This is a genomic window from Amycolatopsis sp. NPDC000009 (genome assembly GCF_055563465.1).
The window spans coordinates 39,485-53,702 of record NZ_JBVHDI010000030.1 but is presented as its reverse complement, the minus strand read 5'-3'; the positions used below and the strand labels follow the sequence as shown (position 1 = coordinate 53,702).

15 protein-coding genes are annotated in these 14,218 nt (G+C 69.4%); 9 read left to right on the top strand and 6 right to left on the bottom strand.

All coding sequences use genetic code 11. The features are described 5' to 3' along the window. Positions 1-229: 229 nt before the first annotated feature. Both ACZ3HL_RS41915 and ACZ3HL_RS41910 read left to right on the top strand, forming a co-directional pair. Positions 230-2,644 (top strand): GH92 family glycosyl hydrolase, encoded by a 2,415-nt coding sequence (locus tag ACZ3HL_RS41915; protein ID WP_465537388.1) that lies wholly within the window; start codon positions 230-232, stop codon positions 2,642-2,644. Positions 2,645-2,809: 165 nt separating this feature from the next. Then, the gene (locus ACZ3HL_RS41910; RefSeq protein ID WP_034315490.1) at positions 2,810-3,175 is read left to right on the top strand and encodes a DUF3817 domain-containing protein; all 366 of its coding nucleotides are present in this window, start codon (positions 2,810-2,812) and stop codon (positions 3,173-3,175) included. 61 nt (positions 3,176-3,236) lie between these two features. On the opposite strand, the gene ACZ3HL_RS41905 is transcribed toward ACZ3HL_RS41910, so the two are convergent. Next, positions 3,237-3,737, bottom strand: a complete 501-nt coding sequence (locus ACZ3HL_RS41905) for a MarR family winged helix-turn-helix transcriptional regulator (protein ID WP_034315493.1) — start codon at positions 3,735-3,737, stop codon at positions 3,237-3,239. An 87-nt stretch (positions 3,738-3,824) separates the two neighbouring features. Between ACZ3HL_RS41905 and ACZ3HL_RS41900 the strand changes: the two genes are divergently transcribed. Next, complete coding sequence (locus ACZ3HL_RS41900; protein ID WP_465418536.1) at positions 3,825-4,124, top strand: thiamine-binding protein; 300 nt, start codon at positions 3,825-3,827, stop codon at positions 4,122-4,124. A 1-nt stretch (position 4,125) separates the two neighbouring features. On the opposite strand, the gene ACZ3HL_RS41895 is transcribed toward ACZ3HL_RS41900, so the two are convergent. Next, entirely contained in the window at positions 4,126-4,542 is a 417-nt protein-coding gene (locus ACZ3HL_RS41895; RefSeq protein WP_465418538.1) for a hypothetical protein, read from the bottom strand. A gap of 97 nt (positions 4,543-4,639) precedes the next feature. Here ACZ3HL_RS41895 and ACZ3HL_RS41890 point away from each other — a divergent pair, with 97 nt between their 5' ends. Then, complete coding sequence (locus tag ACZ3HL_RS41890) at positions 4,640-5,611, top strand: tetratricopeptide repeat protein (RefSeq protein ID WP_465537386.1); 972 nt, start codon at positions 4,640-4,642, stop codon at positions 5,609-5,611. 61 nt (positions 5,612-5,672) lie between these two features. Here the strand turns inward: ACZ3HL_RS41890 and ACZ3HL_RS41885 are convergent, their stop codons facing one another. Continuing rightward, positions 5,673-7,136 carry a neutral zinc metallopeptidase gene (locus tag ACZ3HL_RS41885; protein WP_465418542.1) on the bottom strand — a complete coding sequence of 488 codons (1,464 nt, stop codon included), beginning with the start codon at positions 7,134-7,136 and terminating at the stop codon, positions 5,673-5,675. Between the two features lie 144 nt (positions 7,137-7,280). Between ACZ3HL_RS41885 and glgP the strand changes: the two genes are divergently transcribed. Continuing rightward, entirely contained in the window at positions 7,281-9,821 is a 2,541-nt protein-coding gene (glgP, locus tag ACZ3HL_RS41880) for an alpha-glucan family phosphorylase (RefSeq protein ID WP_465418544.1), read from the top strand. A 1-nt stretch (position 9,822) separates the two neighbouring features. Here the strand turns inward: glgP and ACZ3HL_RS41875 are convergent, their stop codons facing one another. Next, positions 9,823-10,017, bottom strand: coding sequence for a LapA family protein (locus ACZ3HL_RS41875; RefSeq protein ID WP_192743073.1), 195 nt, complete (start codon positions 10,015-10,017; stop codon positions 9,823-9,825). A gap of 319 nt (positions 10,018-10,336) precedes the next feature. Here ACZ3HL_RS41875 and ACZ3HL_RS41870 point away from each other — a divergent pair, with 319 nt between their 5' ends. The 4 genes from ACZ3HL_RS41870 (at position 10,337) to ACZ3HL_RS41855 (ending at position 13,139) form a co-directional block, all read left to right on the top strand. Next, positions 10,337-11,194, top strand: coding sequence for a hypothetical protein (locus tag ACZ3HL_RS41870; RefSeq protein WP_465537418.1), 858 nt, complete (start codon positions 10,337-10,339; stop codon positions 11,192-11,194). A gap of 21 nt (positions 11,195-11,215) precedes the next feature. Continuing rightward, positions 11,216-11,581 carry a hypothetical protein gene (locus ACZ3HL_RS41865; protein WP_465418548.1) on the top strand — a complete coding sequence of 122 codons (366 nt, stop codon included), beginning with the start codon at positions 11,216-11,218 and terminating at the stop codon, positions 11,579-11,581. A 16-nt stretch (positions 11,582-11,597) separates the two neighbouring features. Next, positions 11,598-12,239: a hypothetical protein gene (locus ACZ3HL_RS41860; protein WP_465537383.1), complete on the top strand. Its 642-nt coding sequence runs from the start codon at positions 11,598-11,600 to the stop codon at positions 12,237-12,239. 75 nt (positions 12,240-12,314) lie between these two features. Beyond that, positions 12,315-13,139: a hypothetical protein gene (locus ACZ3HL_RS41855; RefSeq protein WP_465418552.1), complete on the top strand. Its 825-nt coding sequence runs from the start codon at positions 12,315-12,317 to the stop codon at positions 13,137-13,139. Here the strand turns inward: ACZ3HL_RS41855 and ACZ3HL_RS41850 are convergent. Then, a complete protein-coding gene (locus ACZ3HL_RS41850) occupies positions 13,136-13,531 on the bottom strand; it encodes a rhodanese-like domain-containing protein (RefSeq protein ID WP_465537380.1) in 396 nt (131 codons plus the stop codon). The two genes, ACZ3HL_RS41855 and ACZ3HL_RS41850, sit on opposite strands and share 4 nt — an antisense overlap. Continuing rightward, positions 13,528-14,076 (bottom strand): cysteine dioxygenase, encoded by a 549-nt coding sequence (locus ACZ3HL_RS41845; protein WP_465537379.1) that lies wholly within the window; start codon positions 14,074-14,076, stop codon positions 13,528-13,530. The genes ACZ3HL_RS41850 and ACZ3HL_RS41845 overlap by 4 nt, the downstream gene beginning before the upstream one ends. Between the last annotated feature and the right edge of the window lie 142 nt (positions 14,077-14,218).

The following is a 14,218-nucleotide window of genomic DNA, read 5'->3' as shown; positions in this document are numbered from 1 at the left end:
TCCGGTCCGCTGGAAGACAACGTTGTCATAGTGGCCGGAATTGAACGCCAGCGACGCGTCCGTGTCAATGCCCGGTTCGTCCTGGGGCCGTTTTCCGAGTTCGAACCGTTATGGCCCCCGGAGTCACTGTCCTGAATCGGACAGGGTTTGGCGGACCTCTTGACCAGGTGGTTCGTTCTTGTCGAAGGTGGGCAGGCAGCGACAACGTTGTCAGGAGGCGGCCTTTCCCATGCCCGCAAGTACCTCGATCCGCGTCGCCGGGTTGCTCACCGCGCTCGTCGTCCCCGCCGGGCTGGTCACGCCCGTCGCGGCGGCGGCACCCGGTGGCGACCCCGTGGACGCGGTCAACACCTTCATCGGCACCAAGGACGACGGCAACACCTTCCCCGGCGCCTCGGCGCCGTTCGGGATGACGCAGGTCAGCCCGATCTCGTCGCATTACGCCGGCTATCGCTACGACGACACCGCGATCCGCGGCTTCGGGCATTTCTTCCTGTCCGGCGCGGGCTGCTGGGAGCAAGGCGGCCTCGTGTCGTCCCTGCCCACCACCGGCGCGGTCGGGCCCGGCGCGGCGTTCGACACCACGAAACCCGAGACGTTCGACCACAAGAAGTACGCCTCGCCGTACACGCACGAGGGCGAGGTCGGCAAGCCCGGCTACTACAAGGTGCGGCTCACCGGCTACGGCGGCGTCGACGCGGAGACCACCGCGACCACGCGGACCGGCGTCGAGCGGTACACCTTCGCGAAATCGGGCGACGCAAACGTTTTCGTCAACGTCGGCCAGGCCAACGACAAGGAACCGGTGACGGCGAGCCAGATCCTCGTCGTCGGCGACCGGACGATCGAAGGAATGGTGGAGTCGCAGGCGTTCTGCGGCGGGAAGCCGTACAAGACCTGGTTCACCACGACGTTCGACAAGCCGTTCAAGTCTTTCGGCACCTGGTCGCCCACGGGCGGCACGCCCGGCTCGAAGGAATCCGCGGGCGGTGAAGGCTTGCGCGGAGCCTGGCTGACCTTCGGCGGCGGGCAGGTCACCGCGACGACCGCGATCTCCCATGTGGACGCTTTCGGCGCCCGTCTGAACCTGGCCTCGGAGAAGAGCCGTTCGTTCGACGCGGTCCGCGACGGCGCCCAGCGCGCCTGGCGCAAGGAACTGTCCTCCGTGGACATCAAGGGTGGGACGAAGGACGACCGCACGGTCTTCTACACGTCGCTCTATCACGCGTTGCTGCAACCGTTGACCGGCAACGACGCCGACGGACGGTACCGCGGGTTCGACGACAAGATCCATCGCGCGCTGGGCTGGACGTACTACGAGTTCTTCTCGTTGTGGGACACCTATCGCACGCAGAACCAGCTGCTCGCCCTCCTGCGCCCGGCTCGGGCGAAGGACGTCGCGAAATCCGTGCTCGCCATCCACGACCAGGGTGGCTGGTTGCCGCGCTGGGCGTACGCGAATCAGGAGACGAACACGATGACCGGCGATCCGGTCACCCCGTTCCTGGTCGACCTGTGGCGCTTCGGCGCGCTGTCCGGGCAGGAGTTCAAGGCGTACCGGGCACTTCTGCAGAACTCGCGCGAGATCCCGCCCGCTTCCTCACCGTTCCAGGGCCGCTCGGGGAACGCGAGCTACCAGAAGGACGGGTTCGTCCAGTACGACAAGGACTTCCCGAAGAAGGGCCAGGACACCGACCCGAACCACGGCGCTTCGGCCACGCTGGAATACGCGCTCGCGGACTGCTCGCTGTCCGTCATGGCCGCCGGACTCGGCAAGAAGGACGACGCGAAAGCCTTGGCGGACAAGGGACGCAGCTATCGCACGCTGTGGGACTCCTCGGTGACCGACCGCGGCTTCACGGGGTTCTATCGTCCCAAGCTGGAAGGCGGCGAATGGTTCAGCCCGGCGGGTAAGCCCTTCGACCCGCAAAGCCAGGACGGGTTCCACGAGGGCACGTCGTGGCAGTACCAGTGGCTGACCCAGCAGGACGTCCCCGGCCTCGTCGAGCGGATGGGCGGCAAGGAGAACGTCGGCAAGCGGCTCGACGACTTCTTCGCCTACGGGGATCTGGTCAAGGACCCGGCGAAGACCGTGCGCGAGGAATGGGTCGTCGGCCCGTACAACTACTACAACCAGTTCCGCTACAACCCGAACAACGAGCCGGATCTGCACTCGCCCTGGATGTACACGCTGACCGGGCAGCCGTGGAAGACCTCCGCCGTGGTGCGCGCCGCGCACACGTTGTTCACCAACGCGCCGAACGGGGTCACCGGCAACGACGACCTCGGGACCATGTCGGCGTGGTACGTGTTCAGCGCGCTGGGGCTGTATCCGGCGGTGCCGGGCACCGGGCAGTTCCTGCTGAACGCGCCGCGGTTCGAGAAGTCGGTGGTGCATCTGGAGAACGGCCGCGACATCACCATCAAGGCCGACGGTGCCGACGGGTCGAAGCTCCAGTACGTCCAAGGACTGGGAACCGGTTCGCAGCGGGCGTATGTCGGGTTGGAACAGTTGACGCGCGGGACCACTTTGGACTTCAGGCTGACCGGGGACGTGGCCAAGGCCACCTGGGCGACCGGACCGGAAGGGGCGCCGAAATCGCCCTGTGCCGGGCCTTTAAACCGGTCCATACAAGGGTCGTGAGGAGCATCACGGCCCCCGGTGTTCCGGTGAGCGTCGTCACGCCTCACACTGGTATTACCACGTCCGACAGCGCTGTTGACGTCCTTGGCGAGTCCGCCTTGGACAGTGCTCGTCGGACGTAGTCATGTGTGTACCCATAGTGGTGAGACCCCACAGGAGGAGAAAGTGTCCAGCAAGGCCGCTCTAGTATTCCGCGTGGCCGCGGTAGCCGAAGCCCTCTCGTGGGCCGGGCTGCTGGTCGGGATGTTCCTCAAGTACGCCGTCAAGCTCGGCGAGGGCGGCGTTCCCGTCCTCGGCATGGTGCACGGCGTCGTGTTCGTCCTCTACGTGCTGGTCTCCCTGTCCGTGGCGAAGCCGCTCGGCTGGCGCCCGAAGACCCTGATCCTCGCGCTGCTCTCCAGCATCCCGCCGCTGTTCACCTGGCTGTTCGAGTCCTGGGCGCTGCGCAACGGCAAGCTGGACGGCCCGCAGCGGCTGTCGCACGGTGGTGTCGGCCTCTTCGCCAAGACCCCGGAAACCGCCGCCGCCTGATCTTGCGGCGCGTGAAGGCCCCCTTCCCTCGGCTCAGCTGAGGGAAGGGGGCCTTCACGCGCTATTCGGTGAAGTCGCCGGTGGCCTTGCGGACCTTGGTGAGCAGGTCGGTCAGCTGCTCGGTCTGCTTGCCGGTGAGCCCGGTCAGCCCGAAGTCGATCTCGGTGACCGCTTTCGTGGCCTCTTCGCGGCGGACGCGGCCTTCGTCGGTGATCTCGACCAGCGTCGTCCGGCGGTCGGTCGGATGCGGCACCCGCTTGACCAGGCCGTCCTTCTCCAGCCTGTCGACGATGTTGGTGACGCTCGTCGGGTGCAGCTGCAGCCGCTCGCCCATCACCCGCATCGGCAGATGGGACGCGCGGGCGAAGGTCAGCAGGACCAGCGCCTCGTACCGGGCGAAGGTCAGCCCGTGCGGTTTGAGCGCACCGTCCACCGCGGACTGGATGATCTGTTGCACGCGCATGATCCCGGTCACCGCGGCCATGGTCTCGGACGGCCCGATACGGGCCTCCCACAGCTGCGCCGCGCGGGCGATCGGGTCGAACGGCAACGGACGGCTCATGGCGCTCGAAGTTACCAGCGGGTACCCGTGCCATGCCGCACCACCGGGTGTTATGCGTGGGAAAAGTGTCTGAACGAGGAGCAGAAGATGATCGTGGCCTTCAGTGTCAGCCCGTCCGCGGCCGAGGAGGACGGCGGTGTCAGCGAGGCGGTCGCCCGCGCGGTGAAAGTGGTCCGCGAGTCCGGACTGCCGAATTCCACCAACGCGATGTTCACGAATGTGGAAGGCACGTGGGATCAGGTGATGGACGTCGTGAAGCGGGCCGTCGAGGCCGCGGGTGAGGGTTCGTCGCGGGTCGGGCTGGTGCTCAAGGCCGACATCCGGCCGGGTTACGAAGGGCAGCTGACCGCGAAGGTGGAGCGCGTCGAGAAGCACCTGAGCGAATGAGTCAGGGGAGTGGCGGGGTGAACGAGACCAGCCACAGCTTGTTCTTGACCGCGATGGCCACCGGATAGCCGAAGGAGCTGCCGTCGCCGAGCTTCCCGCTGACGGTCGCCGAAGTCGGCGCGAGATCGTCCGGCGCGAACTTCACCGTGACGTCGTGGGCGCCGCGATCGGCCAGCGCGCCGATATAGGACTTCGCGAAGTCGCCGGCCGACGCGGGTGGGTAGTCGACGAGTTCGGAGAGGGCCTCGGCGTCGTGCTCGTTGAGTGCGGCGGTGAGGCCCTCCCGGAGTTGCCCGGGACTGGCGACACCGGGGTCGGGCTGATGGACGATCAGGACCGTGATGACGCTCACCCACGTGACGGCGATGGCGATCGCGACGGCCACGGTGGCCGTCCTGCGTGTCGGAATGTCGATCACCCCCTCGTGGCGAGCCTGCCCGAACAGCGACGTCCTGCCAAGCGGGCAGCCGGGGGCATGCGGTGAAACGCTCGGGGATGCGTGCCAGGATGGAACCGTGACACACCCACGCGGATCAGCATCGAAGACGGCGGCCCTCTCCGCCGCGCTTTCCGGCGCGGTCGACCTTTCCGCGCTCAAGGCGCGTGCCGAGGCGCCCCAGAAACAGCCTCCTGCCCCACCACGGCCCGCGGACGGCGCCGCGCCGAGCGGTCCCGCCACGGCGGGTGCCGTGATCGACGTCACCGAGGCGACGTTCCAGACCGAGGTCGTCGAGCGTTCCCTGCAGCAGCTGGTGGTCGTCGACCTGTGGGCCGAATGGTGCGGCCCGTGCAAACAGCTCAGCCCGGTGCTGGAGCGTCTCGCCGCCGAGTCCGGCGGAGCCTGGGTGCTCGCGAAGGTGGACGTCGACGCCAACCCGCGTATCGCGCAGCTCTTCGGCGCGCAGTCCATCCCGACGGTCATCGCCATCGGCGGCGGCCAGCCGGTCGACGCGTTCTCGGGCGCGCTGCCCGAACCCGAGATCCGCAAGTGGCTCGGCTCGCTGCTCGACGCGCTGCGCGACCGGCTGCCGGGCATCAAGGCCGCCGAGCAGAACGGCGGCGGGGTCGAGGTGCCGGAGGATCCGCGGTTCACCGAGGCCGAGGAGGCCTTCGAACGCGGTGACTTCGCCGCGGCGCAGGCGGCCTACGAGCGCATCCTCGACGTCGAGCCCGCGAACGAGGAGGCCAAGACCGCGCTCGCGCAGGTCAAGTTCACCGCTCGCGCCGAGGCCGCCGGCCCGGACGCGATCGCGAAGGCCGACGCGAACCCGGCCGACGTCGACGCCCAGCTCGCCGCCGCCGACCTCGAAGTCGCGGGGCAGGCGCCCGAGGCGGGCTTCGCGCGGCTGATCGCCGTCGTGCGGCGTACCGCGGGCGACGAGCGCAACAAGGTGCGGGAGCACCTGGTGGCGCTGTTCGACCTGTTCGACTCGGCGGACGAGCGCGTCATGAAGGCGCGGCGGGATCTGGCGAGCGCTCTCTACTGACACAAGCCTCGTGAGTGGTAAGGACGGTTAGAACCGTCCTTACCACTCACGAGCCCGATGCTCAGCCGTACTGGGTCGAGCAGACCGCCGAGCTCTCCAGATAGCCCTTCCGCAGCGCCTCGACCCGCTCGAAGCCGTTGTCCACGCGCTTGCCGTTGACGTCGGCCGAGACCAGGCTCTCCGGGCTCAGCAGGTCCGAGATGGCCTCGTCGAGGTCACCGGCCGAAAGCCGCAGCGTCGCGCCAGGCACGGTGCTCGCCTTCGCCCACGCGCCGACCAGGCAGGCGGTGCGCAGGCCCGCGTTCGCGTTGTCGATCGACGCGCCGACACCCTTCTGGATGCCCATCGCGTACCGGGACGCGATTTCCGAGAACGCGGCGAAGTCGCCCTTGCCCTCGCTGTGCCCGCTTTCCCATTCCGCCTGCTGGTCGACGGGCTGGGCGAGTTCGCGCAGCTTGACCAGGTCGATGCTGACGGTGTTGTTCGACGGGCAGTACGACGCGGGCGGGGTGCTCGGGCCGCCGGGGCAGCTGCCGTTGCCGTCCTCGGTGATCTCCGGGCCGGGGACACCGGCGCCCTCGAAGGCCTTGTCCAGGCTCTCCTTCAGGATCCCGATGATCTTCATGTCGAGCTTCGCGTCGCCCTTGCCCTTGTCACCCTTGTCGAACGGGCGCTCGGTGATCCGCGCCTTGATGTTCTCCTCGTTCATCGCCGCGCATTCCTTCGGGCCCTTCTCGAACCCGACCTGGAACGCGTACGTGCGGTCGAACGCCGTGCCGTGCGCGCCCTGTTTGGTCGCGCTGGTGCCGGCCTGGTCGCGGATCAGGAACAGCGACGCCATGACCTGGTTGAGGCCCTCGGACGTGGAGACGCGGTAGAACTTGCTCTTGTCCTCGGCGACCCAGCGGAAGTAGCCGCCGGCGAAACAGTCGGCCTGCTGCTCCTTGACGATCGACGGGGTGTTCTTCTTGATGCTGGCCTTCTCGCCGAGCCGGTACTGCACGGCGTGCCCGAGTTCGTGGGCGAGCACGACGGCGCTCGCCATCTTCCCGAACCGTTCGCGCAGCATCGGCAACAGCACGCCGCGGTCCCACGCCACCAGGTCACCCGGCGGGCAGTAGAACGCGTTGACGAGCTTCTTGACACTGCCGCATTCGGTCTTTTCGTCGTCGGTCTTCGCGCTGTAGGACAGCAGCGACTTCAGCGGCTCGTACGGCTGCCCGAAGTCGCGCGGCATGACCTCGGTCCAGTAGGCCTGCGCGTCGGCGATCGCGGCGATGGCGAGCTGGTCGTCTTCGGAGCCGTCCTCGTTGCGGACCTGGAGGCCCGGCTTGGGCGCGTTCGGCTTCAGCCCGCTCTCGAAATGCGTGACCGGCAGGCCGGCGATGTCACCGGCGCCCGGCTGGCTGCCCTGCTGGCCGGTCGAGCTTCCCTTGTCGCTGCAAGCGCTCAGCCCGAGGGCCAGCACCGTCACGACCGCGATCAGAGCCGGGCGTCGACGGCCCCGCGCTCCCCCTTGGATCATGTTCACTCGCTTGTCGTCAGGGCCCCGACCGGGCCGCGTACTCCGGCAAGCAGGGACCCTACCCAGCGCTTATGGCCCGCGTGCAGGTAATCCCCGAAGTGGGTCTTGAGCGGGGCGGGGTCGCTGCCGATATGGTCGCTCCTCATGAGAGCAGTCCGCCGGTTCACCGTCCGCGCGAGCCTGCCGGAGTCGCTCTCCGGCCTCGGTGACCTCGCCACGAATCTGCGCTGGACCTGGCACCCGCCCACGCGCGACCTGTTCGCGTCGATGGACGCGGAGCTGTTCAACCGCGTCCGCGACCCGCTGCGGATGCTCACCGCCCTGCCCCCGGCCCGGCTCGACGAGCTCGCCGTCGACGACGCCTTCCTCGCCCACGCGCGCGAGGCGGTCGCCGATCTGGAGCGCTATCTCGCCGAGCCGCGCTGGTACCAGAAGCAGGACGACGCCGACCTCCCGCCCGCCGTCGCGTACTTCTCGATGGAGTTCGGGGTCACCGAGGCATTGCCGAACTACTCCGGCGGCCTCGGCGTGCTCGCCGGGGACCACCTCAAGGCGGCGTCGGATCTCGGCGTGCCGATGGTCGGTGTCGGGCTGCTCTACCGCGCCGGGTACTTCCGGCAGGCGCTGTCGCTCGACGGCTGGCAGGTCGAGCACTACCCGGTGATCGACCCGAACGCCTTCCCGCTGGAACTGGTGACCGACGGCGGCAAGCCGGTGCTGGTGGACGTCGCGATGCCCGCCGGGCGCACGCTGCACGCGCAGATCTGGAAGGCCCGCGTCGGGCGGATCCCGCTGCTGCTCCTGGACACCGACACCGAGGCCAACGACGAGGACCTGCGCGCGGTCACCGACCGGCTGTACGGCGGCGACGCCGACCATCGCATCCGTCAGGAGATCCTGGCCGGGATCGGCGGCTTCCGCGCGGTGCGGCGCTACTGCGAGCTGACCGGGCATCCGCAGCCGAAGGTGTTCCACACCAACGAAGGCCACGCCGGATTCCTCGGGCTGGAACGCGCCCGCGAGATCATCCAGGCCGACGGGCTGGCGTTCGACGAGGCGCTGCCCGCCGTCCGCGCCGGCACCGTGTTCACCACGCACACCCCGGTGAGCGCCGGGATCGACCGGTTCCCCGTCGATCTGGTCCAGCGGTACTTCACCGACGGCAGGCTGGTCCCGGACGTCGACCCGCGCCGCGTGCTCGCGCTCGGCGCGGAGGACAACCCCGGCCTGTTCAACATGGCGCATATGGGACTGCGGCTCGCCCAGCGCGCGAACGGCGTCTCCGCGCTGCACGGCCGTGTGTCGCGGCGGATGTTCTCGCGGTTGTGGCCCGGCTTCGACTTCGACGAGGTGCCCGTCTCGTCGGTCACCAACGGCGTCCACGGGCCGACCTGGGTGGCCCGCGAGCTGAGCGCGCTGCTCGGGCGCAACCACGAGGAGCTGGGGCTCGACGGCGCCCGGGGCAAGCCGCTGCGGGACGGCGTCAGCGACGAGCAGCTGTGGGCGCTGCGGCGGGAGCTGCGGGAGAAGCTGGTCGCCGAGGTGCGGCGGCGGGTCCGGGCCGCGTGGATGCAGCGCGGCGCGTCCGCGCTCGAACTCGGATGGACCGACACGGTCTTCGACCCGGACGTGTTGACGGTCGGCTTCGCGCGCCGCGTGCCGACCTACAAACGGCTCACGCTCATGCTGCGCGACCCGGAACGCCTGCGCGCGCTGCTGCTGGACGAGCGGCGCCCGATCCAGCTCGTCGTCGCCGGCAAGTCGCATCCGGCCGACGAGGGCGGCAAGCAGCTGATCCAGCAGATCGTCCGGTTCGTCGACGATCCCGAGGTCCGGCGCCGCATCGTCTTCCTCCCGGACTACGACATGTCCATGGCGCGCTACCTCTACCGCGGCTGCGACGTCTGGCTGAACACGCCGGTGCGGCAGCTGGAGGCGTGCGGCACCTCGGGGATGAAGTCCGCGCTCAACGGCGGCCTCAACCTGTCCATCCGCGACGGCTGGTGGGACGAGTGCTACGACGGCAGCAACGGCTGGGCCATCCCGACCGCGGACGGCGTCACCGACCCGCTGCGCCGCGACGAACTGGAGGCCGCGGCGCTCTACGACCTGCTGGGTCACCAGATCGCGCCGCTGTTCTACGACCGCGACGCCGGCGGCGTTCCCGGTGGCTGGATGTCGATGGTGTGGCACACGCTGGAGACCCTCGGGCCGCGCGTGCAGGCCGCGCGGATGGTGCGGGAGTACGTCGAATCGGGCTACCTTCCCGCCTCGCGCATGGTCGCCGAAGCCACGGGTGACGGATACCGCGGCGCGTTGTCGCTGGCCGACTACCGGACCAAATTGGACGTCTCCTGGCCGCGGGTGCGGATCTTCGACACCGAACTGCTCGTCGAGGGCTCCGCGCCGATGGTCACCGGGACCGAGGTGACCATCCGGGCGCGGATCGACCTCGCCGGGCTCGAACCGTCCGAAGTGGACGTTCAGGCCGTCGTCGGGAAGGTGGGCGACGGGGACGAACTGAGCGACCCCGTCACCGTCCCCATGTCGGGCGACGGGATCGGCGCGTTCGCGGCGCGGCTGAAACTGCCGCATCCGGGCTCGATCGGGTACACCGTCCGCGTGCTGCCGAAGCACCGTCTGCTGGCCACGCCGGCGGAACTGGCCCGCGTCGTCCACGCCTGAATCACCTCAAGAACGGCGCACCGGTCCCATGCGGGTACCGGTGCGCCGAGACGTATCCGGCGTACCGCGCGTATTCCCATGCCTGGGCGAACTGAACGAGTTCGGCCCGGCGGCGCTGATGCCACCGTGCCGAAACGAGCCAGCCCGCCGCGGCTCCGAGCAGCATCGCCAGCCCGACGATCACGACGAGTTCCATTCCGTGCTCCTGATTCCCGGCCGCTCGACCAGCGGCTGTCGCTTCGACGCTAAGCGGAGTGATCGTCTTCGCGCATCCTCCCGCCGGACGTTGGCCAGTAAGTGGTCAGGAGACGTACGTACGGTTTTCGTTCGCCACGGATTGGTCATCCTCCTTCGTTGTCAATTCGGTGGCGAACAAAAGGCGTGAGTGCGCCCGATGGTGTCCAAAAATTGGCAAAAGTGCAGGTTGAAGCCGGTTTATCGGGCCGCCGGGGCTGATTCGTGGAGCATATTGTGATCGCCTAGGCTCTTCGTCCTTGAGGTCGCGCAGGGGAGGAATAGTGACTTCGACGAGGAAAAGAAAAAAACCCGAGGACAGTGTGCTCGGCATCCACAAGCGCAACGGCATCTGGCAGGACGGGCTCGCCACGGTGATGGGCCCGGAGCTGCTCGAACGCTGGGGGATCGCGGAAGACGCCGGGGTGTCCCGCGTGCGGGAGATCGTGCTCCTGCGCTTGAACCGGGTACTGGACCAGTTCCCGAAACCCGAAATGCATCTGATCGTCTGGACCGCGTACAACCTCGGCGCCGCTTCGCCCGACGAGGAGAGCGGCGTCGTCCGGCGGCTCGAAAAACTGGTCGAACAGGATGGCATCGGGTACAGCGTCCGGACCTGTACCCGCCGGTTCAACGACACTTTCCTGCCTGCCGTCGTGAAGAGCTTGAGCGCGGATCAGAGCGCGATCACCGACGAGGACCTCGGCCGGGCTTCGCGCTGGCTGGCCGGGAACATCCGGCCCGAACCCCCGGAACCCGCCGCGGTCGCCGACGGACTGTCCGCCGCGATCCGAGGGTTGCGGACCCCCATGGACCCGGTGCTGAAGATGTTCCTCGACGGCCCGGTCCACGGCCCCGCGGACCGAGACGGTGTACCGCTCGCGGCGAAGCTCGATACCCGGGGCGAGTGGCTGTGCGTCTTCACCGGAGAGCGCCTGCTGGCCGCCTATCGCGAGTCCACCGGCGCGGGCTGGGCCCGGATCGGCCGGTGGACCGGTCGTGACGTCGTGCGGACGGCGGCGGGCCGCATCTTCCCGACCGGGATCCTGATCGATCCGAGTCCGGTGCTGGGAGCGGGGGCCGACGCCACGCTGCCCCTCCCGCCGGAGGAGATCGCCCGGCTCGCCCGTGAGTGCTGACCCGAGACGAGGACACCGGACATGATCGATTTCGAGGCCGTTCCCGACGAGCTGAGCCGGGCGGGTGACCGGCTCCACGACATCACCGAGATGATCACCAGGCAACCGGCGCTGAAGTTCAAGGCCACGGCGAGCGAAGCGGGGGATCCCGTGCTCGTGGCGGCGCTGGAGAGCTTCCAGGAGGCTTCCGCGCACAGTGTCACCGTGCTCGCCGAGGACGTGCGGCGCCTCGGTGACCGGCTGGGCAAGGCCGCGCGCGATTACCGCAACGGCGAGGAAGAGGCGATCGAGAAGGTCTCGCTGATCGAAGCCGCCCAAAGCCTTACCCGGCGGGCCATCGCCTTCGACGCCGGGAACGCCGGCACCATCCAGGCCGTTCTCGGCTGAGCGGACAGGACGGACGATGCACCCGGAAGACCCGGACGGGCCGAGCGCGCCCTGGACGGCCGGGACGGTCAGCGTGCTCCGAAGCGAGGCGGAGCGCTTGCGGGCGGTTTCCCGGACGTTGGAAGACCAAGCCGTCGAGGTGCGACAGATCGATCCTCATGGCTGGTCCGGCCCTGGACATGACGCGTATTCGGGCCGTCGGACCGAGCTGGCCGCCCGGTGCCGGATGGTCGCGGAGGAGCACGCCCGCGCCGCGCGGGCGCTGGACGATTTCGTAGCGGTCCTGGAGCAGTTGACCCGAACCGCGCGGGACACCGCGGATCCCGCGCTCATCCGAAGGTTGATGGCCCAGCGCACCGAGGCGGCCGCGCGGGCCGCGGCCACGCTCACCGAAGTGGGCAGGGACCTCGCCGCGTTGAAGACGGTGCTCGGTGAGGTCGACCGGCGCGCGGTCCGGGAATCCCGGCCCGCGCGTACCGCGGGGCCGATTTCACCGCCGCCCGACCCCGTCCCGGAGCAGACTGAACTGGTGCCTGCTCTCCTGCTGGCCGATCCGGTCGAATTCGACCGGCGGGCGCAGGGACTGAGTGACGCCATGTGGCAATTCTGGTCCATGCCTCCGCTTGTCAAGCCGGTGGCGAACAAAGGAAACCCCTGATTCCCGATTTCCGCCGAACAATGCGGATCGGCCCGGTGAAATACACTTTGCCGGGCCGATCCGAATGGCGGAGGAATGGTGGCTTCGGCTAAGGAAACGAAAACATCGCGCAGAGCCAAGGACCGGCTGCACCATGTCCACGCCCGCGCCGGGATCCGGCAGGACGGGCTGCTCCGCGCGCTGGGGCCGGAGCTGCGGGGCATCTGGGGAATCGCCGAGGACGCCGAGCCCGGCCGGGTGCGCGAGATCGTTCTTCTGCGGCTGAACCGCGTTCTCGAGCGGTTCGCCGACCCGCTCATGCCCGAGATCGTCTGGACCGCCTACAACCTCGGCGTGGATCCGGTGCACGGCGGGGCGGGCATGGTCGGCCGGATCAGGACCATGGTCGGCCGCGGCCGGGTGCCGGTCTCCGAGCGGACCTGCACCCGGCGGTTCTACGACTTCCTGGGCAGCGTCAAGAACAGTCTCGACGGTTTCCAGGAAGACCTCACCGGCGAAGACTTCAGGCTCGCTTCGCGGTGGATCGCCGAGAACGTCCGTCCGGGACGGGAGCGAAATCCCCGCGACCCGGTTCCCTCGGTCATGCGGATGTTCCTCGACGGCACGGTGTGCGGCCCGGCGGACGAGGCGGGCGCCCCGGTCCCGGCCCGGCTCGGCGCGCACGGCGACTGGCTCTGCGTCTTCACCGACGAGCGATTGCTGGCGGAGTACCGCGCGGTCACCGGCGCGGGCTGGGGCCGGATCCGGCACCGGACCGGCCGCGAGGTCGTGCTCGCGGCCGCCGGCCGCGCCGCGGCGACGGGCGTGCTGGTCAACCCCAGGCCGACGCGTGGCACCGGGATCCACGCCGCGCTCCCGCTCACCCCGGAGTCGGTCGCCAGGCTGGCGGTCCGCCGCTAGGGAACGGCGGGGGTGCCGCCTTCCCGGACCGGGAGGCCGGCCGAACGCCAGGCCCGGAACCCGCCTTCGAGGTCGGTGGCACCCGGCAGGCCGAGTCGCTGCAGGTCGGCGGCGGCGAGGCTCGACGAGTACCCCTCGTTGCACACGACGATCACCGTGGAGTCCGGTTTCACCTCCGGCAGCCGCCATTCGCTGTCCGGCGCGAGCCGCCACTCGAGGTGGATCCGCTCGACGACCACCGAGCCCGGGATCTCGCCCTCTTCGGCCCGGTTGGCGTGCGGGCGGATGTCCACGATCAGGGCGCCGTCGCGTTGCAGCCGCAGGGCCCGCTCGGGCTCCGCCCGGTCCAGTCCGGCCCGGGCGGCGGCCAGCAGGCTCTCGATCGCGCTCATCGGGCCAGTATCGGGGCCAGCGAGGGGATCTCGGCGGGAACGTCGGCGAGCGTGGTGTATTCGCGGGTCGCGACCAGCGGCGGCGAGTAGGCGTGGACGCTGGCGGCGGGCTCGATGCCGATACCGGTCACCTGGTGCGCGCGCCCCGCGCCGAAGCCGATGCTTTCTCCCGCGACGTGGGTGCGGCGCCGGACCGGACCACCGGGGTAGCGGTACTCCTCGCCGATCTCGCCCTGCAGCACGGTGAACGAACCGGACGCGCCGCCGTGGTCGTGCGGTTTGGTCCGCTGGCCGGGCAGCCACGACAGCAGCCACAGCTCGACGCCGTCGGTCAGCGCGAGCCGCGCCCACCAGCGGTGGTCCGGGTCGAAGCGCAGCAGGCCGCGCAGACCCGAGGTCAGCTCGGTGGTGACCGTGGAGGTCAGCCCGGCCAGTTCGCGGGGCGTCCAGAGCAGGCGGTCGGGGTGCAGCAGTTCGGGCAGCAGCGGGTCGGTCAGCCGCGGGTGGATCTCGAAATCCTGGCGGGGCGTGATGGACGTGGTCACGGAGAGGCTCCTCGTGAGGTTCGCGGGCGCGGAAGCAGGGCGGAGCGCGGCGCGACACGGAGGTGCCGTCGGAAGAGGGGGAACTCAGCCGTGTCGCGCGGTGGTACACCCGCACGAGGCGACGAGGAGCAGGTCGATGGCC